The sequence below is a fragment of the Streptomyces racemochromogenes genome, assembly GCF_039535215.1.
Lineage (GTDB): Bacteria > Actinomycetota > Actinomycetes > Streptomycetales > Streptomycetaceae > Streptomyces > Streptomyces racemochromogenes.
Genome location: NZ_BAAAWT010000001.1, coordinates 2,353,127 through 2,377,337 on the forward strand (window position 1 = coordinate 2,353,127; position 24,211 = coordinate 2,377,337).

The 24,211-nt window shown below is 71.1% G+C and carries 23 protein-coding genes; 2 read left to right on the top strand and 21 right to left on the bottom strand.

Translation table 11 applies throughout. From position 1 onward, the window contains the following. Nucleotides 1–31 precede the first annotated feature (31 nt). Both dapC and fdxA read right to left on the bottom strand, forming a co-directional pair. Entirely contained in the window at nt 32–1,126 is a 1,095-nt protein-coding gene (gene dapC, locus ABD973_RS10615) for a succinyldiaminopimelate transaminase (RefSeq protein ID WP_125822399.1), read from the bottom strand. Between the two features lie 112 nt (nt 1,127–1,238). Beyond that, a complete protein-coding gene (gene fdxA, locus ABD973_RS10620; protein ID WP_007266339.1) occupies nt 1,239–1,571 on the bottom strand; it encodes a ferredoxin in 333 nt (110 codons plus the stop codon). 116 nt (nt 1,572–1,687) lie between these two features. Between fdxA and ABD973_RS10625 the strand changes: the two genes are divergently transcribed. After that, nucleotides 1,688–2,671: a GNAT family N-acetyltransferase gene (locus ABD973_RS10625; protein ID WP_125822398.1), complete on the top strand. Its 984-nt coding sequence runs from the start codon at nt 1,688–1,690 to the stop codon at nt 2,669–2,671. Beyond that, the gene (locus tag ABD973_RS10630; protein WP_345499982.1) at nt 2,668–3,453 is read left to right on the top strand and encodes a transglutaminase-like domain-containing protein; all 786 of its coding nucleotides are present in this window, start codon (nt 2,668–2,670) and stop codon (nt 3,451–3,453) included. Before ABD973_RS10625 ends, ABD973_RS10630 begins: the two co-directional genes overlap by 4 nt. A 138-nt stretch (nt 3,454–3,591) precedes the next feature. Here the strand turns inward: ABD973_RS10630 and ABD973_RS10635 are convergent, their stop codons facing one another. From ABD973_RS10635 to ABD973_RS10725, 19 genes are all read right to left on the bottom strand, one after another. Beyond that, a complete protein-coding gene (locus ABD973_RS10635) occupies nt 3,592–4,218 on the bottom strand; it encodes a response regulator transcription factor (RefSeq protein ID WP_125599817.1) in 627 nt (208 codons plus the stop codon). Beyond that, on the bottom strand, nt 4,215–5,381 hold the full coding sequence (locus tag ABD973_RS10640; protein WP_125822395.1) for a sensor histidine kinase: 1,167 nt from the start codon (nt 5,379–5,381) through the stop codon (nt 4,215–4,217). Before ABD973_RS10640 ends, ABD973_RS10635 begins: the two co-directional genes overlap by 4 nt. Nucleotides 5,382–5,385: 4 nt before the next feature. Then, entirely contained in the window at nt 5,386–6,177 is a 792-nt protein-coding gene (locus ABD973_RS10645; RefSeq protein WP_125599811.1) for an ABC transporter permease, read from the bottom strand. Next, a complete protein-coding gene (locus ABD973_RS10650) occupies nt 6,174–7,133 on the bottom strand; it encodes an ABC transporter ATP-binding protein (protein WP_260613886.1) in 960 nt (319 codons plus the stop codon). The genes ABD973_RS10645 and ABD973_RS10650 overlap by 4 nt, the downstream gene beginning before the upstream one ends. 170 nt (nt 7,134–7,303) lie before the next feature. Beyond that, nucleotides 7,304–9,265, bottom strand: coding sequence for a hypothetical protein (locus ABD973_RS10655; protein ID WP_425586085.1), 1,962 nt, complete (start codon nt 9,263–9,265; stop codon nt 7,304–7,306). 206 nt (nt 9,266–9,471) lie between these two features. Beyond that, on the bottom strand, nt 9,472–9,855 hold the full coding sequence (locus ABD973_RS10660; RefSeq protein ID WP_125822394.1) for a DUF6113 family protein: 384 nt from the start codon (nt 9,853–9,855) through the stop codon (nt 9,472–9,474). Beyond that, entirely contained in the window at nt 9,852–10,751 is a 900-nt protein-coding gene (mshB, locus tag ABD973_RS10665) for an N-acetyl-1-D-myo-inositol-2-amino-2-deoxy-alpha-D-glucopyranoside deacetylase (RefSeq protein ID WP_345499989.1), read from the bottom strand. Before mshB ends, ABD973_RS10660 begins: the two co-directional genes overlap by 4 nt. A gap of 184 nt (nt 10,752–10,935) precedes the next feature. Continuing rightward, on the bottom strand, nt 10,936–11,130 hold the full coding sequence (locus ABD973_RS10670) for a hypothetical protein (RefSeq protein WP_045952243.1): 195 nt from the start codon (nt 11,128–11,130) through the stop codon (nt 10,936–10,938). A gap of 367 nt (nt 11,131–11,497) precedes the next feature. Next, nucleotides 11,498–12,559: an ABC transporter ATP-binding protein gene (locus tag ABD973_RS10675; protein WP_125597126.1), complete on the bottom strand. Its 1,062-nt coding sequence runs from the start codon at nt 12,557–12,559 to the stop codon at nt 11,498–11,500. Further along, nucleotides 12,552–13,526 carry an ABC transporter ATP-binding protein gene (locus ABD973_RS10680; RefSeq protein ID WP_125824152.1) on the bottom strand — a complete coding sequence of 325 codons (975 nt, stop codon included), beginning with the start codon at nt 13,524–13,526 and terminating at the stop codon, nt 12,552–12,554. Before ABD973_RS10680 ends, ABD973_RS10675 begins: the two co-directional genes overlap by 8 nt. A gap of 17 nt (nt 13,527–13,543) precedes the next feature. Then, nucleotides 13,544–14,611: an ABC transporter permease gene (locus ABD973_RS10685; RefSeq protein ID WP_345499995.1), complete on the bottom strand. Its 1,068-nt coding sequence runs from the start codon at nt 14,609–14,611 to the stop codon at nt 13,544–13,546. After that, nucleotides 14,604–15,527, bottom strand: a complete 924-nt coding sequence (locus tag ABD973_RS10690; protein ID WP_125597117.1) for an ABC transporter permease — start codon at nt 15,525–15,527, stop codon at nt 14,604–14,606. The genes ABD973_RS10685 and ABD973_RS10690 overlap by 8 nt, the downstream gene beginning before the upstream one ends. 31 nt (nt 15,528–15,558) lie before the next feature. Beyond that, on the bottom strand, nt 15,559–17,190 hold the full coding sequence (locus ABD973_RS10695) for a peptide ABC transporter substrate-binding protein (RefSeq protein WP_125822391.1): 1,632 nt from the start codon (nt 17,188–17,190) through the stop codon (nt 15,559–15,561). Nucleotides 17,191–17,296: 106 nt separating this feature from the next. Then, nucleotides 17,297–18,241 (bottom strand): GNAT family N-acetyltransferase, encoded by a 945-nt coding sequence (locus ABD973_RS10700; RefSeq protein ID WP_345499999.1) that lies wholly within the window; start codon nt 18,239–18,241, stop codon nt 17,297–17,299. Between the two features lie 165 nt (nt 18,242–18,406). Then, complete coding sequence (locus ABD973_RS10705) at nt 18,407–19,453, bottom strand: ABC transporter ATP-binding protein (RefSeq protein ID WP_125597109.1); 1,047 nt, start codon at nt 19,451–19,453, stop codon at nt 18,407–18,409. Beyond that, nucleotides 19,446–20,501, bottom strand: coding sequence for an ABC transporter ATP-binding protein (locus ABD973_RS10710; RefSeq protein ID WP_125597106.1), 1,056 nt, complete (start codon nt 20,499–20,501; stop codon nt 19,446–19,448). The genes ABD973_RS10705 and ABD973_RS10710 overlap by 8 nt, the downstream gene beginning before the upstream one ends. 13 nt (nt 20,502–20,514) lie before the next feature. Continuing rightward, complete coding sequence (locus ABD973_RS10715; RefSeq protein WP_125822389.1) at nt 20,515–21,474, bottom strand: ABC transporter permease; 960 nt, start codon at nt 21,472–21,474, stop codon at nt 20,515–20,517. Beyond that, nucleotides 21,467–22,414, bottom strand: a complete 948-nt coding sequence (locus ABD973_RS10720; RefSeq protein WP_125597100.1) for an ABC transporter permease — start codon at nt 22,412–22,414, stop codon at nt 21,467–21,469. The genes ABD973_RS10715 and ABD973_RS10720 overlap by 8 nt, the downstream gene beginning before the upstream one ends. A 95-nt stretch (nt 22,415–22,509) precedes the next feature. Further along, a complete protein-coding gene (locus tag ABD973_RS10725) occupies nt 22,510–24,132 on the bottom strand; it encodes a peptide ABC transporter substrate-binding protein (RefSeq protein ID WP_125822388.1) in 1,623 nt (540 codons plus the stop codon). Nucleotides 24,133–24,211: the final 79 nt, after the last annotated feature.

The window sequence follows — 24,211 nt, forward strand, 5'->3', positions numbered from 1 at the left end:
CCCTCGGCGCGCTGCCGGCGGGCGGCGCCGGTCAGCCGAGGCGCTTGACCGCGGCGGCGACCCGCTCGTCGGTGGCGGTGAAGGCCACGCGGACGAAGTTCGCGCCGGCCTCGCCGTAGAAGTCGCCCGGCGCGACCAGGATGCCGAGCTCCGCGAGGTGCGCGACGGTGTCCCAGCAGGGCTCGTCGCGGGTCGCCCACAGGTAGAGGCTGGCCTCGCTGTGCTCGATGCGGAAGCCGTGCGCTTCCAGGGCCGTGCGCAGCGCCTCGCGGCGGGCCGCGTAGCGGGCGCGCTGCTCCTCCACGTGGGCGTCGTCACCGAGGGCCGCCACCGTGGCGGCCTGGACCGGGGCGGGGGTCATCATGCCGCCGTGCTTGCGGATCTCCAGCAGCTCGCCGAGGACGGCCGCGTCTCCGGCGATGAACGCGGCCCGGTAACCGGCCAGGTTGGAGCGCTTGGAGAGCGAGTGGACCGCGACGAGGCCCTCGTAGGAGCCGCCGCACACGTCGTCGTGCAGCACGGAGACGGGCTCGGCCTCCCAGCCCAGCTCCAGGTAGCACTCGTCGCTGAAGACGAGGACGCCGTGCTCGCGCGCCCAGGCGACGATCCGGATCAGCTCTTCCTTCGGGATGACCTTGCCGGTGGGGTTGGACGGGGAGTTGAGCCACAGCAGCTTCACGCCCGCCGGGTCCAGCTGCGTCGGGTCGTCGTAGACGACGGCCTCGGCGCCGCACAGCCGCGCGCCGACCTCGTACGTCGGGTACGCGAGGCGCGGGTAGGCGACCTTGTCACCGGCGCCCAGGCCCAGCTGGGTCGGCAGCCAGGCCACCAGCTCCTTGGAGCCGACCACCGGCAGGACGTTGCGGTGTCCGGCGGCGCTCGCACCGAGGCGGCCGCGCAGCCAGCCGGTGATCGCGTCGCGCAGGGCGGGCGTGCCCCACACGGTCGGGTAGCCCGGGGAGTCGGCGGCGGCGACGAGGGCGCGCTGGATCAGGTCCGGCACCGGGTCCACGGGGGTGCCGACGGACAGGTCGACGATGCCGTCAGCGTGGGCCGCCGCCGTGGCCTTGTACGGCTCCAGCTTGTCCCAGGGAAAGGCGGGAAGACGGTCGGAAACTGCGGCCACGGTGCTCTCTGCTCTCTGTGGGGTGCTGGGGCTGTGTCGTACGGAGAAACGGCTCGGTCCCGCGCGGCAGGAGTGCCGTACGGGACCGAGAAGCGCGTCTGCCGTGAACCGGTCAGTGCTCGCCGGCGTTGATGTCGGCGGGCAGCGCCGCGACGAAGGGGTGGTCGCGCTCGATCAGGCCGAGCTTGGAGGCACCACCGGGCGAGCCGAGCTCGTCGAAGAACTCGACGTTCGCCTTGTAGTAGTCCTTCCACTCCTCCGGGGTGTCGTCCTCGTAGAAGATGGCCTCGACGGGGCAGACCGGCTCACAGGCGCCGCAGTCGACGCACTCGTCCGGGTGGATGTACAAGGACCGCTGGCCCTCGTAGATGCAGTCGACGGGGCACTCTTCGATACAGGCCTTGTCCTTGACGTCGACACAAGGCTCCGCGATGACGTAGGTCACGCTCTCGTTCCTCCTCGGTAGGGCTGTCCATTCGCGCGGGAGCGCGGCGTCGTCGATGCCCGCACCTAGTATCTCCGTTCCCGGGCACGATCCGAACAGGAGGGGCGGACAGAGCTGTGGAAATCACTGCCGGTGGGCTGCTGGAGATCCGTATTACCCCGGCTGACGTGGGTAAACGAGTCTCCGTACGACGGGTGGAGGGCGGCCGGAGCGGTGCCCCGGCGTTCACGGACGCGGTCGGGGTTCTCACATCCTGGAACGGGGGTGTGCTCACGATCACACGCAAGGACGGCGTGTCCGTCCACATCCCGGAATCGTCGCTGGTCGCGGGCAAGGTCGTGCCCCCCGCGCCGGCCCGGCGGCGGGGTCCCGCGGCCTCCTTCGAGGAGCTGGCGCGGGTCACGGCGCGGGCCTGGCTGCCGCTGGAGAGCGAGCCGCTCGGCGAGTGGACGCTGCGGGCCGCCGCCGGGTTCACGCGGCGCGCCAATTCCGCGCTCCCGCTCGGCGACCCCGGCATATCCCTGGACGAAGCACTCGCGCGGGTGACCTCCTGGTACGCGGAGCGCGACCTTCCGGCGTACGTGCAGGCCGCGACGGGCGCCGCCGGGACGCAGGAGCTGCTCTGCGCGGAGCTGGAGCGGCGCGGCTGGGTGAACGAGGTCTCGGCGGAGGTCCGCGTCGGGGGTCTGGCCCCGGTGGGCGACCTGGACGCGGACGTGGCGGCGGTACGGCTGACCCGCGAGCCGGACGAGCGGTGGCTCGCCCGCTACGGCAGGGTCCGGGACCCGGAACTCGCCCGGCGGATGCTGGTGGAGGGCCCGTCGGTGTGGTTCGCCTCCCTGGACGGCGGCCGGGCGATCGGGCGCTGTGTGGTCGACGGCCGCTGGGCCGGCTTCGCGGCCGTCACCGTCGCCCCGGAGGACCGGCGGCGGGGGCTCGCGACGGCGGTGATGACGGCGCTGGCCCGGCGGGCGCTGGAGGAGGGCGCTTCGGCGGCGTGGCTCCAGGTGGAGACGGACAATCCGGCGGCGCGGGCCCTGTACGACGGGATGGGCTTCGCCACGCACCACTCCTACCACCACTTCCGGGCGGCGCGGTGAACACCCGGGAGCTGTTCGCGGCGGAGGCCCGCGCGGAGCGGCCCGACCTGGCCCGGCTGTGCCTGCTGCTGGCCGCGGAGGCGGATCCGGCGCTGGACGAACACGCCATGGACCGGGCCGAGATCGAGCTGGACCGGCTCGCGGGCATGCTGCCGTACGGGCTGCGGGACGCGCGGTCGTGGGCGGCGGCGGTGACGGAACTGCTGGGCGGCCGGCTGGGCTTCCACGGCACCCCGAAGGACTACGACCGGCTGTCGTCCTCCCTGCTGCACGAGGTGCTGCAGCGGCGGCGGGGCCTGCCGATCCTCCTCTCGGTGGTGTGGCTGGAGGTGGCGCGGCGGGCGGGCGCGCCGGTGTACGGGCTGGGGCTGCCGGGGCACTTCGTGGTGGGCTTCGGGGACCCGGAGGAGTCGGTGGTGGTGGACCCCTTCGCCGGCGGCGCCTCGCTGGGCGCGGGCCCGGCGGAGCTGGCGGCCGCGCCCAGGACGCCGGCCCGCACGCTGGACATCGTGCTGCGGATCCTGAACAACATCCGCGTCTGGGCCTCCTCCCGCCCGGAGCACTCGGCGGTCGCCCTGTGGGCGCTGGACCTGTCGCTGCTCCTGCCGTCCCATCCGGCGGCCCTGCGGTACGAGCGGGCGCGGCTCCTGGTGGAGCGGGGCGCGTTCCGCGAGGGGGCGGCGGAGATGGACGCGTACGCGGAGGTCATGGACGCGGTGGACAAGTCCGCGGCGGGGCGCATCCGCGGCGAGGCCCTCGCAGCTCGCGCCCTGCTGAACTAGCCTCGCCGCCGGGCCCGCCCGGCCGCCGCGCGAATCCAGCCCGCGCTGGGGGCACCTCCCAGCGGTAGCTGGGGGAGTTTGAGCGCACCGGGCGCGGAGCGTCCGGTACCGGGGTCAGGGGCGGAGCCCCTGGAGCCCCTACAGCCAGCCCTTCTCGCGGGCCACGCGCACCGCTTCGGCGCGGTTGCGGGACGCGAGTTTCTGGATGGCCGTCGAGAGGTAGTTGCGGACCGTGCCCTGGGAGAGGCCGAGGCGGGAGGCCAGTTCGGCGTTGGTCGCGCCGAACTCCGCCGCCCGCAGGACCTCCCGCTCGCGGTCCGTCAGGGGGTTCGCCCCCTCCGCGAGGGCCGCCGCGGCGAGGGTGGGGTCGATGACGCGCTCCCCCGCCAGGACCTTGCGGACCGCGTCGGCGAGCTGGGCGGCCGGGGCGTCCTTGACCAGGAAGGCGGAGGCGCCCGCCTCCATCGCGCGGCGGAGGTAGCCGGGGCGGCCGAAGGTGGTCAGCACGACGATCTTGACGGCGGGGAGGGCGGCCCGCAGCTGCGCGGCCGCCTCGATGCCCGTCATGCCCGGCATCTCGATGTCGAGCAGGGCCACGTTCACGTCGTGGGAGCGGGCCGCCGCGACCACCTCGTCGCCCCGGGCGACCTGGGCCAGGACCTCGATGTCCGGTTCCAGTCCGAGGAGGGCCGCGAGGGCCTCCCGGACCATCGACTGGTCCTCCGCCAGGAGGATCCGGATGGGGGCGGCGCCGGTTTCGCTCATGACCCGGATCCTAGGGGGACCCGCGCCAGCAGGCGGAAGCCGGACTTGCCCGCCGGCCCGGCCGACAGGGTGCCGCCGACCGCTTCCAGGCGCTCCGTCAGGCCGGTCAGTCCGTTGCCGGGGACGGCGGGGCCGCCCGTCCCGTCGTCGGTGACGGTCAGCTCGACGACCGGGCCCGCGAGGGTCTGGCGGGTGGTGAGGGTGACGGTGCAGCGCCGGGCCCCGCTGTGCCGGACCACGTTCGTGACGGCCTCGCGCAGGGACCACGCCAGCGCCGACTCCGTCTCCTCCGGCAGCTGGGCGTCGTCGCAGCCGGCCGGCAGGTCCGCCGTCACGCCCGCCGCCGCCAGCGCCGTGCGCGCGCCCGCGAGTTCGCCGGGCAGCGTCGGCCGCCGGTAGCCGCTCACGGCCTCCCGTACGTCGACCAGCGCCTGCCGGCTGACCCGTTCGATGTCCGCGACCTGCTGGGCGGCCCGTTCGGGGTGCTCGGGCAGCATCCGGCCCGCCAGCTCGCTCTTGAGCGTGATCAGCGACAGCGAGTGGCCCAGCAGGTCGTGCAGGTCGCGGGCCATCCGCAGGCGCTCCTCGTTGGCGGCGAGCTCGGCGACCGTGGCCCGGGCCTGGCGCAGCTCCGTCGTGGTCCGGATCATCGCCCGGACCCCGACCATCGCGAAGCCGCCCATCAGCGCGGGGACCACCAGCCCGGCCAGGTACTGGGTGCCGCCCGGGACCGCGAGGGCGACCGCCGTCAGCAGCGCGGTCGCGCCGGGGACGGTCCAGCGGGACACCTCCCCCGGCAGTGCGGCGCCGGAGGAGATGGACACGTACACGAAGAGCACGAGCCACTCGCGGCCCAGGGTCAGCGACAGCACGGTGGCCTGCGTGGCGAGCACCGCGAGGGAGACCAGCACCCGGGGCACCGGCATCATCTTGACGGTGCGGAAGACCAGCACCAGGTACCAGCAGGTGAAGGCCAGCAGGCCCAGGCCGCCGAGCAGCCGGGCGCCGGTGCTGTGCCCGCCGCTGACCAGGTCGGTGACGGGGGCGCTGAGGTAGAAGAGCCAGATCCCGATCCACAGGCTCTTCACCACCTTGTGGGTGGTGGTCTCCGGTGCCTGGCCGATGCGGTGCAGACCGTCGGCCTCCTCCTGTGTCAGCGCCACGTCCTCAGGCCTTCAGCGAGTCCTTGCGGTACAGCCAGGCGGCCGCACCGGTGAACAGTACGAAGTACACGGCGAGGATCGCCACGTCCTTGGCGTGCGGCGCGCCCCCGAGCTCGATGGCCTGGCCGAGGCCGGTGTAGGCGCGGGTCGGCAGCCACTCGCAGATGTCGCGGAGCCACTGCGGGAAGTTCGCGGTGGGCATCCACAGGCCGCCGAGGATCGCCAGGGCGAAGTAGATCAGCATCGTGATGGGGCGGACGTTGTCCGCGCTGGCCAGGTAGCCGATGGCGACGCCCAGCGCGGCGAAGACGAGGCTGCCGGCCCAGATCGAGCCGGTGAGGGCGAGCCACTGCCAGGCCTCGAACCGTACGCCCTTGGCCCCGGCGGCGACGGCGAAGACGACCAGGATGGACGGCAGGGACAGGACGCCGGCGCTGGCGGTCTTGGCGAGGACGTAGCCGTGTCCGGGCAGGGCCGTCAGCCGCAGCTGGCGCACCCAGCCCTTCTCCCGCTCCTTGGCGATGCGCTCGCTGTTGCCGACCAGCACGGCGGTGAGGGCGCCGAAGGAGGCCATGGCGACCATGTAGAAGGCGGGCATGGTCAGTTCGGTGCCCATGACCTTCGTCGTGCCGTCCAGGGTGCCGCCGAGCATCAGGAAGAGGGCGGCCGGGTAGAGGACGGTGAAGAACAGGTACTTCTTGTTGCGCAGGGCGCGGGTGATCTCCAGCCTGACCAGCCGCAGGGTGCCGGTGCTGACGGAGTTGGCGGTGGTGGCGGTGGTGGCGGTGTTCGTCATCGGGTGGCCTCCTCGGCCTCGGTGAGGGCGATGAAGGCCTGTTCCAGGCCGAGGCCGGCGACCTCCAGGTTGCGCGGGCGCAGGCCGAGCGCGTACACGGCGTGCACGGTGGCGTCGGCGTCGCGCGACTGGAGCCGTACGGAGCGGCCGGTGAGGTCGAAGGCGGTCAGGCCGGGCAGGGCGCGCAGCGCCTGCTCGTCGACCGGCCCGTCGAGGTCGAAGGCGACCTTGCGGGCGCCGGCCCTGGCCTTGATCTCGGCGGCGGTGCCGTCGGCGAGCAGCCGGCCCTTGTTGAGGACGAGGACGCGGTCGGCGATGGCGTCCGCCTCTTCCAGGTAGTGGGTGGCGAACAGGACCGTGCGGCCCTGGGCGGCCTGTTCCCGCATGGTGGCCCAGAAGGCCTGGCGGGAGGTGACGTCCATGCCGGTGGTGGGCTCGTCGAGGACGATCAGGTCGTTGTGGCCGGCGGTGGCGAGGGCGAAGCGCACGCGCTGCTCCTGGCCGCCGGAGAGCTTGTTGACGAGCCGGCCGGCGATCTCCTCGATCCCGGCCCGGCTGAGCACCTCGTCGACGGGGTACGGGCGCGGGTGCAGGGCGCAGCCGAGGGTGACGAGCTCGCGCACGGTCACCTCCTCCATGAGGCCGCCGCTCTGGAGCATGGCGCCGACCCGGCCGGAGGCGATGGCCTCGCGGGGGGTGGTGCCGAAGAGGCTGACGGTGCCGGAGTCGGCGGGGCGCAGGCCGAGGAGCAGGTCGAGGGTGGAGGACTTGCCGGCGCCGTTGGGGCCGAGGAGCGCAACGGTCTCGCCCGGGTGGAGTGCGAGGGAGAGTCCGTCGACGGCCCGGACCTTGCCGTAGCTCTTGGTCACGTTCTGGAAGGACACCACGGTTGCGGTGTCGCCGGTTCCGTCTGCGGGGCCCGGGGCGGCGGGGTGTGCCGCGGTCGTCGTCGTCATGCCCCAAGGTTCGCCCGTGCGGGGGTGGGTGCGGCAGTGTCGCGGGTCGTGACTCCGGCATGACGGATGTCATGCGCTGGGGGTGACATGCCTGGTGGGGCGGGGTTCCGGATGCGGCGATGCCCCTCCCAGGGGGCCGGGGAGGGGCATCGCCGCGCGGTCGTGGGCCGTCAGTTCGCGTTGGTGTCGATCGTGACGGTCCGTTCGGCGGGGGTCTTGCCGATGAGGGCCTTGCCGAGGGCGCCCGCCACGTCCTGCGGGGTGACGGGGGTCTTGGCGCCGGTGCCCCGGGTGATCAGGACCCCGTCGAAGGCGTTCCCGTAGGTGGCCTTGAGGGCTTCCAGGTCGTACTTCTCGACGAGGCGTCCGTCCACGGCCGTCATGCTGAGGATCTTCGGCAGGGACTTGGGGCCGAAGGGGATGGACTTGGTGCCCGCCTTGACGGTCGCCACGCCGGACATCGCGGGTTCGGCGAACTCCTTCATGGCGCGGTCCAGTTCGGCCTGGGTGACCGTGGGCTCCCTCTTGGCGACGGGGAGTTGGACGGTCGGGGACTTGCCGTTGGCGACGAGTTCGCGGAAGGCCTTGGTGACCTTGTCGACGGAGGCGTCAACGTCGAGGCCCTCGCCGGCCTTGCCGAGGACGGCCACGGCCTTGCCGGTGTCGAACTTGATGGTGCTCTCGGAGGCCGAGCCGGCGGCGCCGGCCAGTTCCTGGAGGGAGACCCGCAGCTTCTCCTCGTCGACCGGCATCACGGCGGTGGCCGTGCGCTCGACGCCGAAGAGGGAGCCGATGACGGTGACGGGGTTGTAGTCGCTGCCCGTGGCGTTGCGGACGGTGGTCTGGCTGTCGAGGGTCAGGCCGGCCTTCTCGGGCTTCAGTTCGACCTGCTTGCCGCCGACGCTGAGCTGGAGCGGCGCGGCGGCCCGCTTGCCGAAGGCGGTCTGGAGCTTGGCGACGGCGTCGTCGCGGCTGCCGCTGATGTCGACGCCGAGGACGGTGGTGCCCTTGGGGACGTCGGAGTGGTTCATGAGCAGGCCGGCGCCGTAGGCCACGCCGGCGAGGACGACGATGCCGCCGCCGAGCAGGACCAGCTTGGAGCGGCCCTTCTTCTTGGCGGGCTTGCCGGCCGGGGCGGCCTTGCCGGACTTGCCGGCGGGGGCGGGCGGCGGCGTCGTCTGGCGCGGCGGCTTCGGGCCCGGCGGCGGGGCGGCCGGGCCGGGGGCGGGCACGGGCGCGGGGGCCGGGGTGTCGAAGGCCTCCGGGCCGGGCCAGCTCGGGGGCGCCTCGGCGCCGACGGGTACGGTGCCCAGCGCGGGTCCGCCCGTCGGCCCGGCGGGCTCCGGGAAGGCGGGGAAGGGCTCGGTGACGGGCCCGTTGTCGTACCCGGCGTACCCCTGGGGCGCGCCGACTCCGGGTCCGCCGACGGCGGGGGCCGGGGCGAAGCCGGCTCCACTGCCGTGCGCGGCCGGGGGCTGCGGGCGTCCGGGCTCGGCGGGGGGCGCGAAGCCGGCGCCGGTGCCGGGCACGCCGGAGCCGTAGCTCGCGCCGGGCCCGGGCGCGCCGGGACCGCCGGGCGCACCAGGGCCGGCCGCACCGGGGCCGCCGACGGGCACGCCGGCCGGGGGCGTCGCGGTCGGCGGGGGCGTCACGGCCTTGCGCGGGGCGAACCATCCGCCGGCCGGCGCCTCGGCGGGCGCGGGGGCCGGCTCGGGCGCGGGGGCCGGTGCCGCGGGCAGCGCGGGCGCCGAGGCCGCGGGCCGACCCTGCGCGGGTCGCCGCTCGGGCGTGCGCGCGGCCGCGTCCGGGGCCGGGCCGGCGGCGGCCGGGGACGCGTCCTGGGCGCCGTCCTTGACGGGCTTGCGCACGACCACGGGCGGGATCGGCCGGGATCCGGGGATGTTGATCCGGATCCGGGTCGTCAGGTGGGTCTCGGTCTTCGGCCCGTCGGTGTCGGTGTCGGGCGTGGACGGCTTCGAGGTCACAGGGTTCTCCTCCGGGACGGTCGCGGCGCCGGGACCGGATGGCACGGACGGATACTGGCCGGTTCCATACGGCGGCGTACCCGAGGGGTAGGCGGCTCCACCGTGCCCTTGGGGCCCGGGGGACGAACTGTCGGTTTCACGACTCAAGGCAGGTTCTCCCGGTTGGCTCCGCCGCCCGTCATTCCGTGCTCGGGCAGCTCGGCGGCCCGTCCACCATACTGGCCGCCGCCCGGGCACAACTGTCGGCCAGGAATCCCAGGTTCCTCTTCTGCTTCCGCACGCCCCCGGGCGAGGGTCCGTCAAACCCCCGCAACCCGTCCCCGATCGGACGGATGCGGGAGTTCAGCGGCCCGTCATCCGCGGGATCCCGAGGCCGAAACGGGACCTTGGGCGGGGCCGCGCATCGTGGCGCAGATCACAGCGGCCGCACTTCCCCCCAAAAGGTATGCGTACATGCCGATTCCGGAGGAACCGAGCAGGAAGTCCCCTTCGGGGCGGGGGACACCGAGGAGGACGTAGGACAGGAACCAGCCGGCCGCCGGGGCGCCCACTCCGAGGCCCCCTCCGACCGTCAGCCGGCCCGCGAGGAACAGCCCGAGGAGGGCCAGCAGCGCGAGCAGCAGCCCGGCCGGGAACCACAGGTCGACCACGAGCCAGCCGGCCGCGCCCGTCAGTGTGCCGAGGACGAACAGGCCGAGGAGGGCGGCGATCCGCCCGGGGGTCAGCGCGGTGGTCACGCCTCCACCCCCGCGAAGAGGTCCCGCTCGCGCTCGCCGGCCGGCGCGCCGGAGCGGCCCGCGGCCAACTCGTAGTACTCCCGGGCGAACAGGGGCTGGCCCAGGTCGTTGGAGAGGGCGAAGAAGGGGCCGTCCACGGCGATCTGGGTGACGTGCGCCCGCATGGCGGCCGCCTTCGCCGCCACCAGCACCGTGGCGTCGCCCTCGTCGCCGATCTCGGCGGTGATCCGCTCGTCGGGCACCACGCCCGGCACGTCCTGCGGGGACGCGGTGCCCGGGAAGGAGACGCCGGCCGCGCGTAGCCGTTCGAAGCCCTCCTCGACGACCGGGGCGGGCACGCGGTTCCAGTAGAGCTTCGCGATGGCGTGCGGGGCGCCGAGTTCGGGGCGGAACGCGGCGTCGGCGGCCAGCTCCGCGCCGCGCGTGGCGACCCGGTGGGCCTGGATGTGGTCGGGGTGGCCGTAGCCGCCGTCGGGGTCGTAGGTGACCAGGACCTGCGGGCGCAGCTCCCGGATCACTTCCACGAGGTACCCGGCGGCCTCGTCGAGGTCGGCCGACCAGAAGGAGCCGGGGCGGGCGTTCTGCGGGGCGCCCATCATCCCGGAGTCCCGGAAGCGGCCGGCGCCGCCGAGGAAGCGGTGGTCGGCGACCCCGAGTTCCTTCATGGCGGCGGCGAGCTCGCCGGCCCGGAAGGGGCCGAGGGTGTCCTCGCGGTCCGGCGCCAGGTGGGCCAGCTCGGCGGGGATGACCTCGCCCTCCTCGCCGAGGGTGCAGGTCACCAGCGCGACGTGGGCACCCTCGGCCGCGTACTTGGCCATGGTGACGCCGTTGTTGATCGACTCGTCGTCCGGATGCGCGTGCACGAGGAGCAGACGACGGGCGGGAAGACCGTTCATGGGTCCACCCTACGAGCAGGGCCGAGGGGGTGTCTCGCAGGCCAGGCTGGATCAGGGAGCGGCGTCTGGCGCCGTGCATCGCAAGGCCGAGGAGGGAGACAATGCGGAGCATTGGCGACCGACGAGAACGCGGCGAGGCGCGGTGCCAGACGCCGCGAGCCCAGCCTGGCCTGCGAGACACCCCCTACAGCTTGAGGCCACTGATCATGCTCGCCACGTTGGAGGTGAGCTGGCTGAGGGTGGGTGCGACCGTGGAACTCGCCAGGTAGAACCCGAGCAGTACGCAGACGAACGCGTGCCCCGCCTTCAGTCCCGACCTCCGGACCAGAAGGAAGACGACGATCGCCAGCAGCACCACGGCCGAGATCGAGAGTGCCACGGCGTTTCACCTCCACGTCGAGCGGACATCGGTATGCGTACTCTTGCTCGGCGAATTCATACCCACCGTGCGCTACGGATCATAACTATCCGTACCAGCGCATCGATCGAATTCCGGCAGCACGAGGGGCGCATGCCGCGCACGGCCGGGGGCACACGAAGACCGGCCGGGAGGGCTTCACGCCCTCCCGGCCGGCTGTCGGCACCCGCACGGCCGCGCACGACCCAGACTGCATGCCCCAGATCTCGGGGCAGAAACGGTCAAGTTGCCCCTGTGTTAAGCGTGTTGGGTCACAGCCGGCCCGACCGGGCGACCGCACGCGGGGTGGCTGGAAATGATCGCCGACCCGGGCGTCCGAAACCGTTCGCTACTCCTTCGTCAGAGGAGCCGGCGAGGGCGGCAGTTCGCCCGGCGGCGGGACCACCTGCTTCTCGGCCGCGAAGTGGCAGGCCGAGGGATGGGCGGCCGGCCCCGGCGGGAGGGTCTGCGGGACGGCCAGCGCGGGGACCTCCGTCGCACAGCGGGATTCGGCCTTCCAGCAGCGGGTGCGGAAGCGGCAGCCCGACGGCGGATTGGCCGGGGAGGGTACGTCGCCGGTGAGGATGATCCGCTCCCGGTGGGCGCGGGCCCCGGGGTCGGGCACGGGCACGGCGGAGAGCAGGGCCTGGGTGTAGGGGTGGGTGGGGTGGTCGTAGATCTGGGTGTCCGTCCCGATCTCGACGACGCGCCCCAGGTACATCACCCCGACCCGGTCGGAGATGTGCCGGACGATGGACAGGTCGTGCGCGATGAACACGTACGAGAGGCCGAACTCGTCCTGGAGCCGCTCCAGCAGGTTGACCACCTGGGCCTGGACGGAGACGTCCAGCGCGGAGACGGGCTCGTCCGCGACGATGACCTCGGGCTGGAGGGCCAGGCCCCGCGCGATGCCGATGCGCTGGCGCTGGCCGCCGGAGAACTGGTGCGGGTACCGGTTGATGTACTCCGGGTTCAGGCCGACCACGTCCAGGAGCTCCTGGACCTTGCGGCGCCGGTCGCCCTTCGGGGCCACCTCGGGGTGGATCTCGTACGGCTCGCCGATGATGTCGCCGACCGTCATGCGCGGGTTCAGCGAGGTGTACGGGTCCTGGAACACCATCTGGATGTTGCGGCGCACCGCCTTCAGGGCGCGGCCCGAGAGCTTGGTGATGTCCTCGCCCTTGTAGGAGATCGCGCCGGCGGTGGGGCGCTCGAGGTTGACCAGCATCCGGGCGACGGTGGACTTCCCGCAGCCGGACTCGCCGACGATGCCGAGGGTCTCCCCCGGGGCGAGGGCGAAGGAGACCCCGTCGACGGCCCTGACCGCGCCGACCTGCCTCTTGAAGAGGATGCCCTGGGTCAGCGGGTAGTGCTTGACGAGGTCGCGGACCTCCAGGATGGGCTCAGGCACCGAGGCACTCCTTCCAGAAGAAGCAGGCGCTGGCCCGGTCGGGGGCGACGTCGGCCAGCGGCGGGACCTCGCCCCGGCAGACGGGCCGGGCCATCGGGCAGCGCGGGTTGAAGGCGCAGCCGGGCGGGATGGCCAGCAGGTTGGGCGGCAGGCCCTTGATGGCGTAGAGCTCCTGGCCCTTCTGGTCCAGGCGCGGGATCGAGTCGAGCAGGCCCCGGGTGTAGGGGTGGGCGGGCGACGCGTAGATCTCGCGCACCGGGGCGGCCTCGACGATCCGGCCCGCGTACATGACGGCGATCTTGTCGGCGACGTCGGCGACGACGCCGAGGTCGTGGGTGATCAGGATCAGGCCCATGTTGAGTTCGCGCTGGAGCTCCGCGAGCAGGTCCATGACCTGGGCCTGGACGGTGACGTCGAGGGCCGTGGTGGGCTCGTCGGCGATGATCAGGGAGGGTTCCAGGGCCAGCGCCATGGCGATCATGATGCGCTGGCGCATGCCGCCGGAGAACTGGTGCGGGTAGTCCCCCACCCGCTGCTTCGCGGCGGGGATCCTCACCCGGTCCATCAGCTCCACGGCCCTGGCCCGGGAGTCCTTGCGGGAAGCCCCCCGGTGGACCTCGAACATCTCTCCCAGCTGGGCGCCGACGCTGAGCACGGGGTTGAGGGAGGACAGCGCGTCCTGGAAGATCATCGCCATCTCGGCGCCGCGGATCCTGCGGCGCTCCTCCTCCTTCGCCTTCAGGAGGTCCCGGCCCTTGAAGAGGATCTCGCCGCCCGCGATCCGGCCCGGCGGGACGTCGAGGATCCCCATCACGGCCTGGGCCGTCACCGACTTGCCGGAGCCGGACTCGCCGAGCACGGCGAGGGTCTCACCCTCGTCCACCGAGTAGTTCACCCCGTTGACGGCCTTGGCCACACCGTCCCGGGTGACGAACTCGACGTGCAGGTCCCGGACTTCGAGCAGCATCTGGCGGCTCACACTCCTCAGCGCAGCTTGGGGTCGAGGGCGTCGCGCACCGCGTCGCCGAGCATGATGAACGCGAGCACGGTCACGCTCAGGGCGCCCGCCGGCCAGAGCAGCATGTGCGGGGCGTTGCGGATCTGGGTGGCGGCGTTGGAGATGTCGATGCCCCAGGAGACCGTGGGCGGTCGCAGACCCACGCCGAGGAACGACAGGGTGGCTTCGAGGGAGATGTAGGTGCCCAGCGCGATGGTGGCGACGACGATGACGGGGGCGACGGCGTTGGGGGCCACGTGGCGCAGCAGCATGCGCCCGTTGCCGGCGCCGAGGGCGCGGGCGGCCTGGACGTAGTCGTTCTGCTTGGCGGTGATCACCGAGCCGCGGGCGATGCGGGCGAGCTGGGGCCAGCCGAGCAGCACGATGAAGCCGACGACGGGCCACACGGTGGTGCTGGTGACCACGGACAGGAAGACGAGGCCGCCGAGGACGACGGGGATCCCGAAGAAGATGTCGGCGACGCGGGAGAGCAGGGAGTCGCTCCAGCCGCCGAAGAAGCCGGCGAGTCCGCCGAGTACGGAGCCCAGCACGGCGGCGCCGACGGTGGCGCAGATGCCGACGGTGATGGAGGCGCGGGCGCCGTAGACGGTGCGGGTGTAGACGTCGCAGCCCTGGGTGTCGTAGCCGAAGGGGTGGCCGGGGGCCGAGCCCTGCTGCGACTTGGACAGGTCGCACTGGAGGGGGTCGCCGCTCGCGATGAGCTGGGGCCAGAGGGAGATGACGACGAGGAAGAGGATGATCAGCGCCGAGACGACGAAGACGGGGTTGCGGCGCAGCTGGTGCCAGGCGTCGGACCACAGGGACCGGGCCTTGTGCCGGGGGCCCGGGGCTCCGGCCGCTCCGAACGCTCCGGATTCCTCGGCGACGGCGACGCCTTCCACGCTCTCGGCCTCCTGGAGGGCCAGGTCCATGACCCCGCCCTGGCCGGTGGGTGACATGGCCTCGCCGGGGCGGGGGCCCACCGGGTCGTAGCCTCCGGGGCCCTCGGGGCGCTCGGGGCGCTCGGGGCGCTCCGGGCGCTCGGGCTCAGGCATAACGGATCCTCGGGTCCAGGACCGCGTAGAGCAGGTCGACGAGCAGGTTCGCCACCAGGAAGACGATGACGAGGATGGTGACGAAGCCGACCACCGTGGGCGAGTTGTTGCGCAGGATGCCCTGGTAGAGCTGGTAGCCGACGCCGTGGATGTTGAAGATCCGCTCGGTGATGATGGCGCCGCCCATCAGGGCGCCGATGTCGGTGCCGATGAAGGTGACCACCGGGATCAGGGAGTTGCGCAGCAGGTGGCGGGTGGTGATCCTGCGCCGGGGCAGGCCCTTGGCGACGGCGGTGCGGACGTAGTCGGCCTTGACGTTCTCGGCGATGGAGGTCCGTGAGAGCCGGGTGACGTACGCGAGGGAGACCAGGGCGAGGACGAGGCCGGGCAGGATCAGCTCGCCGAAGGGGGCGTTGGCGGAGACGGTGGGGCGTACCCAGCCCCATTTGACGCCGAGGACGAACTGGATGAGGTATCCGGTGACGAAGGTGGGCACGGAGATGACGACGAGGGTGAGCACCAGCACGGTGGTGTCGACGGCCTTGCCCCGGCGCAGCCCGCTGACCACGCCGAGGGTGATGCCGATGACGACCTCGAAGAAGATCGCCACCAGAGTCAGGCGCAGTGTGACCGGGAAGGCCGTGGCCATCAGCTCGGTGACCTCCTGGCCGTTGAAGGCGGTGCCGAAGTCGCCCTTGAAGATCTGCCCCATGTAGTGGACGTACTGCTCCCACAGGGGGCGGTCGAGGTAGAGGTCCTTGCGGATCCGGGCGGCCGTGGCGGGGTCGGGGGCCTTGTCGCCGAAGAGGGCCGCGACCGGGTCGCCGAGCGCGTAGACCATGATGAAGATCAGGAAGGTGCTGCCGATGAACACGGGGATCATCTGGAGCAGCCGCCGGATCACGTAACGTCCCATGGACTGCTCCAGGATCGATCCGTCGGAGGGGTCAGCTGACCTTGATCTCGTTGTAGACCGGGACGCTGAACTGGTTCAGGGCGACGTCGGAGACCCGCTCGGAGTGTCCGGCGCTGCCGTTCTGGTACCAGAGGGGGATGGCCGGCATCTGCTCGGCGAGGATCTTCTCCGCGTCCTGGAAGGAGGCGATGGCCTTGGCGGCGTCGGTCTCCTGGTTGGCCTGGTCGACGAGTTTGTCGAAGTCCGGGCTGCTGAACTTGCCGTAGTTGGAGGAGGCTCCGGTGTAGTACAGCGGCTGGAGGAAGTTCTGGATCAGCGGGTAGTCGGCCTGCCAGCCGGAGCGGAAGGGGCCGGTGAGCTTGTAGGCGCTCTGCTGGTTGCGGAAGTCCGCGAAGGTGCCGACCGGGTTGACCGTGCAGACCGGGCCCTCGCCGAGGGCGTTGTTGACGCTGTTGCAGACGGCGTCCATCCAGTCGCGGTGCGAGCCGGTGTCCACGTTCGAGGTGAGGGTCATCTTGCCGCCGGGGAGGCCACCGCCCTCCTGGATGAGCGCCTTGGCCGCCTTCGGGTCGTACGTGCAGGCTTCGCCGCAGAGGGTGGACTTGAAGCCGCCCTTCTCGCCGAGGGCCGGGGAGGTCCAGTCCTTGGCGGGGGTGCGGGTCTCGCGGAAGATCTGCTGGGTGATCTCGTCGCGGTTGATGGCCATCGAGATGCCGCGGCGCACCTTCTCCATGCCCTCCTTGCCCCACTGGGGGTCGTACAGGGGGAAGGTGAGGGTCTGGATGATGAGGGCCGGCTGGTTGATGTAGCGGTCGCCGAGGTCGTTCTTGACGTTCTTCAGCTGCTGGGCGGGGACGTCGTCGACGAGGTCGAGGTTGCCGGAGATCAGGTCCGTGTAGGCGGTGTTGTTGTCGGTGTAGACCTTGAGGTCGACGCCGCCGTTCTGCGCCTTGTCCTCGCCGGGGTAGCCCTCCCACTTGCGCAGCTTCATGCCGGTGCCCTTGGTGTACGAGTCCACCGTGTAGGGGCCGTTGCCGACGGGCTTGTCGAGCCAGGCGGAGTGGTCGGTGAAGAAGGCCTTGGGCAGGGGGGAGAAGGCCTGGTAGCCGAGGGTCTCGGGCCAGGTGGAGAACTTGGACTTGAGGGCGACGGTGAAGGTCTTCGGGTCCTTGACGACCAGGCCGGACATGGTCTTGGCCTTGGGTTCGCCGGAGGCGGGGTGCAGGTCGGCGTAGCCCACGATGTCGGCGAAGAAGGGCGCGTTGTTCTGCTTGTTGCGCACGTCCGCCGCGTAGTTCCAGGCGTCGACGAAGGACTGCGCGGTGACCGGCTCGTCGTTGCTGAACTTCCAGCCGTCCTTCAGGGTGATCGTGAAGTTCTGGCCGTCGGTGGTCTCGATCTTCTCGGCGACCATGTTCTTGGCCTCGCCGGTCTTGGCGTCGTAGCGCTTGAGGCCCCGGAAGAGCATGTCGAGGACCTTGCCGCCCTGCACCTCGTTGGTGTTGGCGGGCTCCAGCGGGTTCTGCGGGTCACCCCAGGAGGAGCTGACGATCCCGGCCGCGCCGCCGCCCCCGCCGCTGTCGCTCCCGCCGCCGCAGGCCGTCGCCGCGAGGGCGACGGCCACCGCACATGCGGCCCACTTGGCGTGGGTGGCTCCGCGCATGGACTGCCTCCTAGAGGTACCAGGACTCACTTAGGGGCAATGTCACCTCATGTCGGGTCCTGTGCGCTCATGGTTGGCCCTTTTGTGCCCTCGCGTCCCCCGCCTGTCACCCCTGGGGGTGCAATGCGAGCTCCCACGTGTCGACGGCGTAGTGCAGGACCATGCCGTGCGCCTCGTACAGGGCGAGGGCGCCGCTCTCGTTGAGGGTGTCCACGCCGAGGCCCAGGGTGTCGCGGCCGCGGGCGGCGTAGGCGGCGAAGGCGTGCCGCAGCAGGTGGGAGCCGAAGCCGTACCCGCGCAGGTCCTCGCGTACGCCGAGGTGGCCGATCCAGCCCATGCTGGTGCGGTCGTCGCGGGTGACGAGGACGGCGACGTCACCCTCGCCGGGCAGGCTCGCGATCCACACGAGCGACCAGTCGAGGCAGCGGCCGTCGATGTGGTCGAGCCAGGACTCGTACGTGCGGTGGGCGTGCCCGAAGTGGGCGGCGAAGGTCTCCTCCACCAGGGCGTGGGCGCGGCGTCGGTCGGCCTCGTCGGCGGCGCAGTCGCGCAGGGCGAGCCCGCCGGGCGGGGCGGGCGGCAGGTCGGCGGCGGGCGAGAGCCGGCGGGTCATCACCTGGTAGCGGCGCACGCTGCGGTAGCCGCGGCCGGTGAGGAGGGCGAGGTCGAGGGTGGGCCGGACGTTGAGCTGGATCCGCAGCCGCGCGCCGGGGCCGGCGCCGGAGGCCAGCTCGCGGGCCCGGTCCTCCATCCGCCGCAGCAGCGCGAGGGCCGCCCGGCCGTGGCCGGGCAGGACGTAGTGGTCGCCGTCGACGCGGCCGGGGCCGGAGTCGGCCCAGACGAGGGCGTAGGAGACGAGCCGGCCGCCCTGGAAGGCGAGCCAGGAGTCGGCGGCGAGGTCCACGTCGGGATGGTTGAGGTCGGCCTCGACGGTGCCCAGGTCGGTCTCGGGTCTGCCGATCTCGATGACGTCGACGGCGTTGAGCAGTGCGCAGATGTCCCGGGCGTCCCCGGGCCCGGCCGGGCGGACGGTCAGCGTCTCGGTGGTCATCCGTCCACTGTCGGCGGCGCCGGGGCGCGGCCGCAACGGACTTTGGACCCCGGCCTCCGGGCCGGGCGGGCCGGGCGGCCGGGCGGGGGAACGCCGAGGGCGCCCGGGGCCGGAGCTGCTGCTCCGGTCCCGGGCGCCCTGGGACGCGTACGCCGTACGGGGAGGTCAGCCGGCCAGGACGGCGCGGTCCTCCGCGAAGTGGCACGCCGACTCGTGCGCGGCCGGGGTGTCGGCGCCCTGGAAGCGCGTCGGGATCGCCAGCAGCGGCTCCTCCGTGGCGCACTTCTCCTCGGCCTTCCAGCAGCGGGTGCGGAAGCGGCAGCCCGACGGCGGGTTGGCCGGGGAGGGGACGTCACCGGTGAGGATGATCCGCTCGCGGCCCTCGCGGGCCTCCGGGTCCGGCACCGGCACGGCGGAGAGCAGGGCCTGGGTGTACGGGTGGGTGGGGTGGTCGTAGATCTCGGCGTCGGTGCCGATCTCGGCCATCTTGCCCAGGTACATGACGCCCACGCGGTCCGAGATGTGCCGGACGATGGACAGGTCGTGCGCGATGAAGACGTAGGAGAGGTTGAACTCGTCCTGGAGCTTCTCCATCAGGTTGATGACCTGTGCCTGCACCGACACGTCGAGCGCGGAGACCGGCTCGTCGCAGATGATGATCTCGGGCTGGAGCGCGAGGCCGCGGGCGATGCCGATGCGCTGGCGCTGGCCGCCGGAGAACTGGTGCGGGTACCGGTTGATGTACTCCGGGTTCAGGCCCACGACGTCCAGGAGCTCCTGGACCCTGCGGCGCCGGTCGCCCTTCGGGGCCACCTCGGGGTGGATCTCGAAGGGCTCGCCGATGATGTCGCCGACCGTCATGCGCGGGTTCAGCGAGGTGTACGGGTCCTGGAACACCATCTGGATGTTGCGGCGGACGGCCTTGAGGGCCGCGCCGGACAGCTTGGTGATGTCCTGGCCCTTGTAGAAGACCTCGCCGGCGGTGGCCTTCTCCAGGCTCATGAGGAGCTTGGCGACGGTGGACTTGCCACAGCCGGACTCACCGACGATGCCGAGGGTCTCGCCCTGGTAGAGGTCGAAGGAGACCCCGTCCACGGCCTTGACCGCGCCGATCTGCTTCTTGAACAGGATGCCCTGGGTCAGCGGGAAGTGCTTGACCAGGTTGCGCACCTGGAGGATCGGCTCGCCCTTGGGCTTGGTGAGATCAGCCATGGATCTGCTCCTTCCAGAAGTGGCACGCGCTGCCGCGGCCCGGCAGCTCGGTGCCGTCCTGCTCGGTCACCTGGTGCAGGACGGGCACGTCGGTGCGGCAGATGTCCTGGGCCTTGGGGCAGCGCGGGTTGAAGGCGCAGCCCGTGGGGAGCTTGAGCAGGTTGGGCGGCAGGCCCTTGATGGCGTAGAGCTCCTGGCCCTTCTGGTCCAGGCGCGGGATCGAGTCGAGCAGGCCGCGGGTGTACGGGTGCGCCGGGCGGCTGTAGATCTCGTGGACCGGGGCGGTCTCGACGATCCGGCCGCCGTACATGACGGCGATCTTGTCCGCGACGTCGGCGACGACGCCGAGGTCGTGGGTGATCAGGATCAGGCCCATGTTCATCTCGCGCTGGAGCTCCGCGAGCAGGTCCATGACCTGGGCCTGGACCGTCACGTCGAGGGCCGTGGTCGGCTCGTCGGCGATGATCAGGTCGGGCTCCAGGGCCATCGCCATGGCGATCATGATGCGCTGGCGCATACCGCCGGAGAACTGGTGCGGGTAGTCGCCCACGCGCGCCTTGGCGGCGGGGATCTTCACCCGGTCCATGAGCTCGACGGCCTTGGCCAGCGAGTCCTTCTTGGACATGCCGCGGTGCACGCGGAACATCTCGCCGAGCTGGGCGCCGACGGTGTGCACCGGGTTCAGCGAGGACAGGGCGTCCTGGAAGATCATGGCGATCTTCGAGCCGCGGATCTTGCGGTACTCCTCGGCCGGGAGCTTCAGCAGGTCCTGCCCCTGGAAGAGGATCTCACCGGAGGGGATCCTGCCGGGCGGCATGTCGAGGATGCCCATGATGGCCTGCGCCGTCACGGACTTGCCGGAGCCGGACTCGCCGAGGACGGCGAGGGTCTCGCCGGCGTTCACCGAGTACGAGACGCCGTTCACGGCCTTGGCGACACCGTCGCGGGTGTGGAACTCGACGTGCAGGTCGCGCACATCGAGGAGGGGGGTCCCCTCCGGCGCCGAACGGGGCGCGGGGACGTTCGAGGTCTTGTCGATGGTGGTCAACGTACGCCCTTCCTCAGCGCAGCTTCGGGTCGAGGGCGTCGCGTACCGCGTCGCCGACCATGATGAACGCGAGCACGGTGATGCTCAGCGCGATCGACGGGAACAGCAGCACGTGCGGTGCCTGGAGCCAGCGGGCCGAGGCGTCGCTGACCATCAGGCCCCAGGAGATCTCCGGGGGCTGGACACCGATACCGAGGTAGGACAGCGCCGCCTCGGCGGAGATGTACACACCCAGGCTGATCGCGCCGACCACGATGACGGGGGCGACGGCGTTCGGCAGGATGTGGCGGATCGTGATGCGCATGGTGCCGGCGCCGAGGGCGCGGGCGGCCACCACGTAGTCGTTGTTCTTGTTCTGCAGCACCGAGGACCGCATGATGCGGAAGATCTGCGGCCAGCCGAGGACCGCGAGGACCAGGGAGACGGTCCAGGCGTTACCGGGCATGGCGGACATGATCAGCATGCCGCCGAGCAGCAGCGGGATGGCGAAGAAGATCTCGGTGAAGCGGGACAGGACGCTGTCCACGAAGCCGCCGACCCAGCCGGCGATCAGGCCGAGGGCGCCGCCGACGAGCAGGACGAGCGTGGTGGTGACGACGCCGACGATCACGGAGTTGCGGGCGGCCCACACGGTACGCGTGTAGACGTCGCAACCCTGGATGTCGTAGCCGAACCAGTGGGCCGCGCTCGGGGTCTTGAGCGAGTCCTCCAGCTTGCAGGCGCCGGCGTCGAACGGGCTGCCGTCGGTGAACAGCTGCGGCACGGCTGCGATGACCAGCAGGAACACCACGAGCACGGCACCGATGATGAAGATCGGGTTGCGGCGCAGGTCGTCGATCGCGTCGGACCAGAGGCTGGCCTCGCGGTCCTTCTTCTTCTTGTCCTGGACCTTGCCGGCCCGCTTGCCCCCGGAGGTGGCCACGGCCGTCTGGGTGTCGGTCATCGAGTCCTCCACCGTATTCGTGTCACGCATAGCGGATCCTCGGGTCGAGCACGGCGTACAGCAGGTCCACAAGGAGGTTGGCGACGAGGTAGATGAGGACCAGGAGGGTCACACCACCCACGACGACGGCACCCTGCTTGAGGTAGACGGACTGGGCGAGCAGGCCGCCGAGGCCGTGGATGTTGAAGATGCGCTCGGTGATGACCGCACCGCCCATGAGGGCACCGAGGTCGGCGCCGAGGAAGGTGACGATCGGGATCAGCGCGTTGCGCAGCGCGTGGTTGACGACGACGCGGCGGCGGGGCAGGCCCTTGGCGGTCGCGGTGCGGACGTAGTCCGCGCGCATGGTCTCCATCAGGCTGGTACGGGTCAGTCGGGCCACGTACGCGAGCGAGGTCGAGGCGAGCACCCAGGCCGGGAGGAGGTAGGCCTGGAGTCCGTCGTTCTCGTTGAAGGAGACGGAGAAGAGCTCGATGCCCCAGCTGTTCTTCAGCTGGACGCCGAGGGTCAGCTGGAGGACGAAGCCGGTCACGAAGACGGGGATCGAGATGACCATCAGGGTCGAGATCAGGACCAGCTGGTCCAGGAACTTGCCGCGGCGCAGGGCGGCCATGATGCCGGCCGCGACGCCCACGACCGCCTCGATCACGAAGCTGAAGATCGCGAGGTTCACCGTGTACGGGAACGCATCGCCGATCAGGTCGGTGACCTTGCGCCCGGTGAGGGTCTCGCCGAGGTCACCCTGGAACACGCCGGTGATGTAGTTCCAGTACTGCAGCAGGAACGGGTCGTCCAGGTGGTACTTCTCGCGCAGCATGGCGGCGACGAGCGGGTCTGCCTTCTTCTCGCCGGCGAGGAGCTGAATCGGGTCAGCGCCGGGCATCGCGAAGGTGAGCAGGTAGATCAGGAACGTGGCGCCGACCAGTACAGGGATCGCCTGTATGAGTCGGCGGATGAGGTAGCGGCCCATCAGACCTCCAGCAAAGAACAGGGGGAAAGGGCGGGCAGACGGAAACCTGATTCCGTCTACCCGCCCCCGCGAACTCCCCTAAGTGACGAGGGGTGTTAGTTGCGCTCGACGTTCGCCAGGTCCATCTGGCCCTGGGCGTCGACCTCGACGTTCTTCACGGACTTGGAGTAGGCCGCGGAGGACATGTACGTGAACACCGGGATGTACGGAAGGTCCTTGATGATGATGTCATCGGCCTTCTGGTACAGCTTCAGGCCCTCGGCGGCGTCGGTGGCCTTGTCGGCCTCCGCCATGACCTTCTCGAACTCGTCGTTGCGGTAGTGGCCGTAGTTGGAGCCCTGCTCGATCGCGACCTTCGAGAAGACCGGACGCAGGTAGTTCTCCGCCGCCGGGTAGTCCATCGACCACGCCATGCGGAAGGCGCCCTTGTACTTCGCCGCACCGAGGTCGTCCAGCATGTCACCGAACTTGGCGTACGGCTTGGCGGTGACCTCGATGCCGAGGTTCGCCTTCAGCTGGTTGGCGACGGCCTCGATCCACTCCTTGTGGCCGCCGTCGGCGTTGTAGCCGAGCTCGATCTTGTTGCCGGGAACACCGCCGGCCTTCTCGAAGAGCTCCTTGGCCTTGGTCGGGTTGTACTGGCCGACCTCGCCCAGCGCGCCCTTGCGGTAGCCCGGGATGATGGGGCTGATGAAGTCGTCGGCCGGCTTGCGGGTGCCGTTGAAGATGGTCTTCGTCAGCGTGTCCCGGTCGATGGCCATGGAGATGGCCTGTCGGATCTCCACCTTGCCGAACGCCTCGGGGTTGGTCTCCAGCGGGAGGCCGATGTAGCCGACGGCCGACTCGGGCTTGTAGATGTAGCGGTCGCCGAACTCCTGGGAGACGGTGGCCATCGCCGAGATCGGGAGCTTGTCGACGATCTGGATGTTGTCGGCGCGCAGGTCGTTGTACGCCGTGTCCATGTTGTCGTAGATCTTGAAGGTGACGCCCGCGAGCTTCGCACGGCCCTCGGCCGGGTACTTGTCGAAGCGCTTGACCTTGATCTGCTTGTTGTGCTCCCAGTCGCCGTCCATCTGGAAGGGACCGTTGCCGATCGGGTGCTCGCCGAACTTCTTCGAGTCCATGGACTCGAAGGCCTTCGGCAGCGGGAAGAAGGCGTTGTAGCCCAGCATGGTCTTGAACTGGGAGAAGGGCTCCTTCAGCGTGACGGTGAAGGTCTTCTCGTCAACGACCTTGAGGCCCTTGAGCTCCTTGGCGGTGGGCTTCTTGTCCTTGCCCGGAGCGAGCTCCTCGGAGCCCTCGATCTTGGCGAAGAACGGCATGGACTCGGCCACGTTCTCCTGGTTGGCGCCCCAGTTCCAGGCACGGACGAACGACTGCGCGTCGACCTTCTCGCCGTTGTGGAAGGTGAAGCCGTCCTTGACCTTGATGGTCCAGGTCTTCGAGTCCGTGCTCTCGATGGACTCGGCGACGTCGAGCTTCGGCTCGTTGGTCTTGATGTCGTACTTGACCAGACCGCTGAAGACCGCGTTCATGACCTCGGAGCCCTCGGACTCCGCGGTGTCCTGACCGATCAGGCGGTGCTGCGGCTCGCCGAGCACAACGGTGATGCTGCCGCCCTTGCCACCGGCGTCGTTGCTACCGGTGCTGCAGGCCGTCGCGGCCATGGCCACGATCACGGCACCCGCGACCCACTTGGCGCTCGTTGCTCCGCGCATGGGTATTTGCCTCCTCAGGAGTCACTGTCGATTCGTGAAGGACCCGGTTCCCGCTGACACCCCTGACAGCGAAATCCGG

Bases quoted from the DNA above. Each gene is read 5' to 3' on its own strand.
- ABD973_RS10700 (WP_345499999.1), bottom strand. From the start codon at position 18,241: ATGACCACCGAGACGCTGACCGTCCGCCCGGCCGGGCCCGGGGACGCC.
- ABD973_RS10690 (WP_125597117.1), bottom strand. From the start codon at position 15,527: ATGGGACGTTACGTGATCCGGCGGCTGCTCCAGATGATCCCCGTGTTC.
- ABD973_RS10645 (WP_125599811.1), bottom strand. From the start codon at position 6,177: ATGACGAACACCGCCACCACCGCCACCACCGCCAACTCCGTCAGCACC.
- ABD973_RS10725 (WP_125822388.1), bottom strand. From the start codon at position 24,132: ATGCGCGGAGCAACGAGCGCCAAGTGGGTCGCGGGTGCCGTGATCGTG.
- ABD973_RS10685 (WP_345499995.1), bottom strand. From the start codon at position 14,611: ATGCCTGAGCCCGAGCGCCCGGAGCGCCCCGAGCGCCCCGAGCGCCCC.
- ABD973_RS10635 (WP_125599817.1), bottom strand. From the start codon at position 4,218: ATGAGCGAAACCGGCGCCGCCCCCATCCGGATCCTCCTGGCGGAGGAC.
- ABD973_RS10650 (WP_260613886.1), bottom strand. From the start codon at position 7,133: ATGACGACGACGACCGCGGCACACCCCGCCGCCCCGGGCCCCGCAGAC.
- ABD973_RS10720 (WP_125597100.1), bottom strand. From the start codon at position 22,414: ATGGGCCGCTACCTCATCCGCCGACTCATACAGGCGATCCCTGTACTG.
- ABD973_RS10695 (WP_125822391.1), bottom strand. From the start codon at position 17,190: ATGCGCGGAGCCACCCACGCCAAGTGGGCCGCATGTGCGGTGGCCGTC.
- mshB (WP_345499989.1), bottom strand. From the start codon at position 10,751: ATGAACGGTCTTCCCGCCCGTCGTCTGCTCCTCGTGCACGCGCATCCG.
- ABD973_RS10705 (WP_125597109.1), bottom strand. From the start codon at position 19,453: ATGGCTGATCTCACCAAGCCCAAGGGCGAGCCGATCCTCCAGGTGCGC.
- ABD973_RS10715 (WP_125822389.1), bottom strand. From the start codon at position 21,474: ATGCGTGACACGAATACGGTGGAGGACTCGATGACCGACACCCAGACG.
- ABD973_RS10680 (WP_125824152.1), bottom strand. From the start codon at position 13,526: ATGCTGCTCGAAGTCCGGGACCTGCACGTCGAGTTCGTCACCCGGGAC.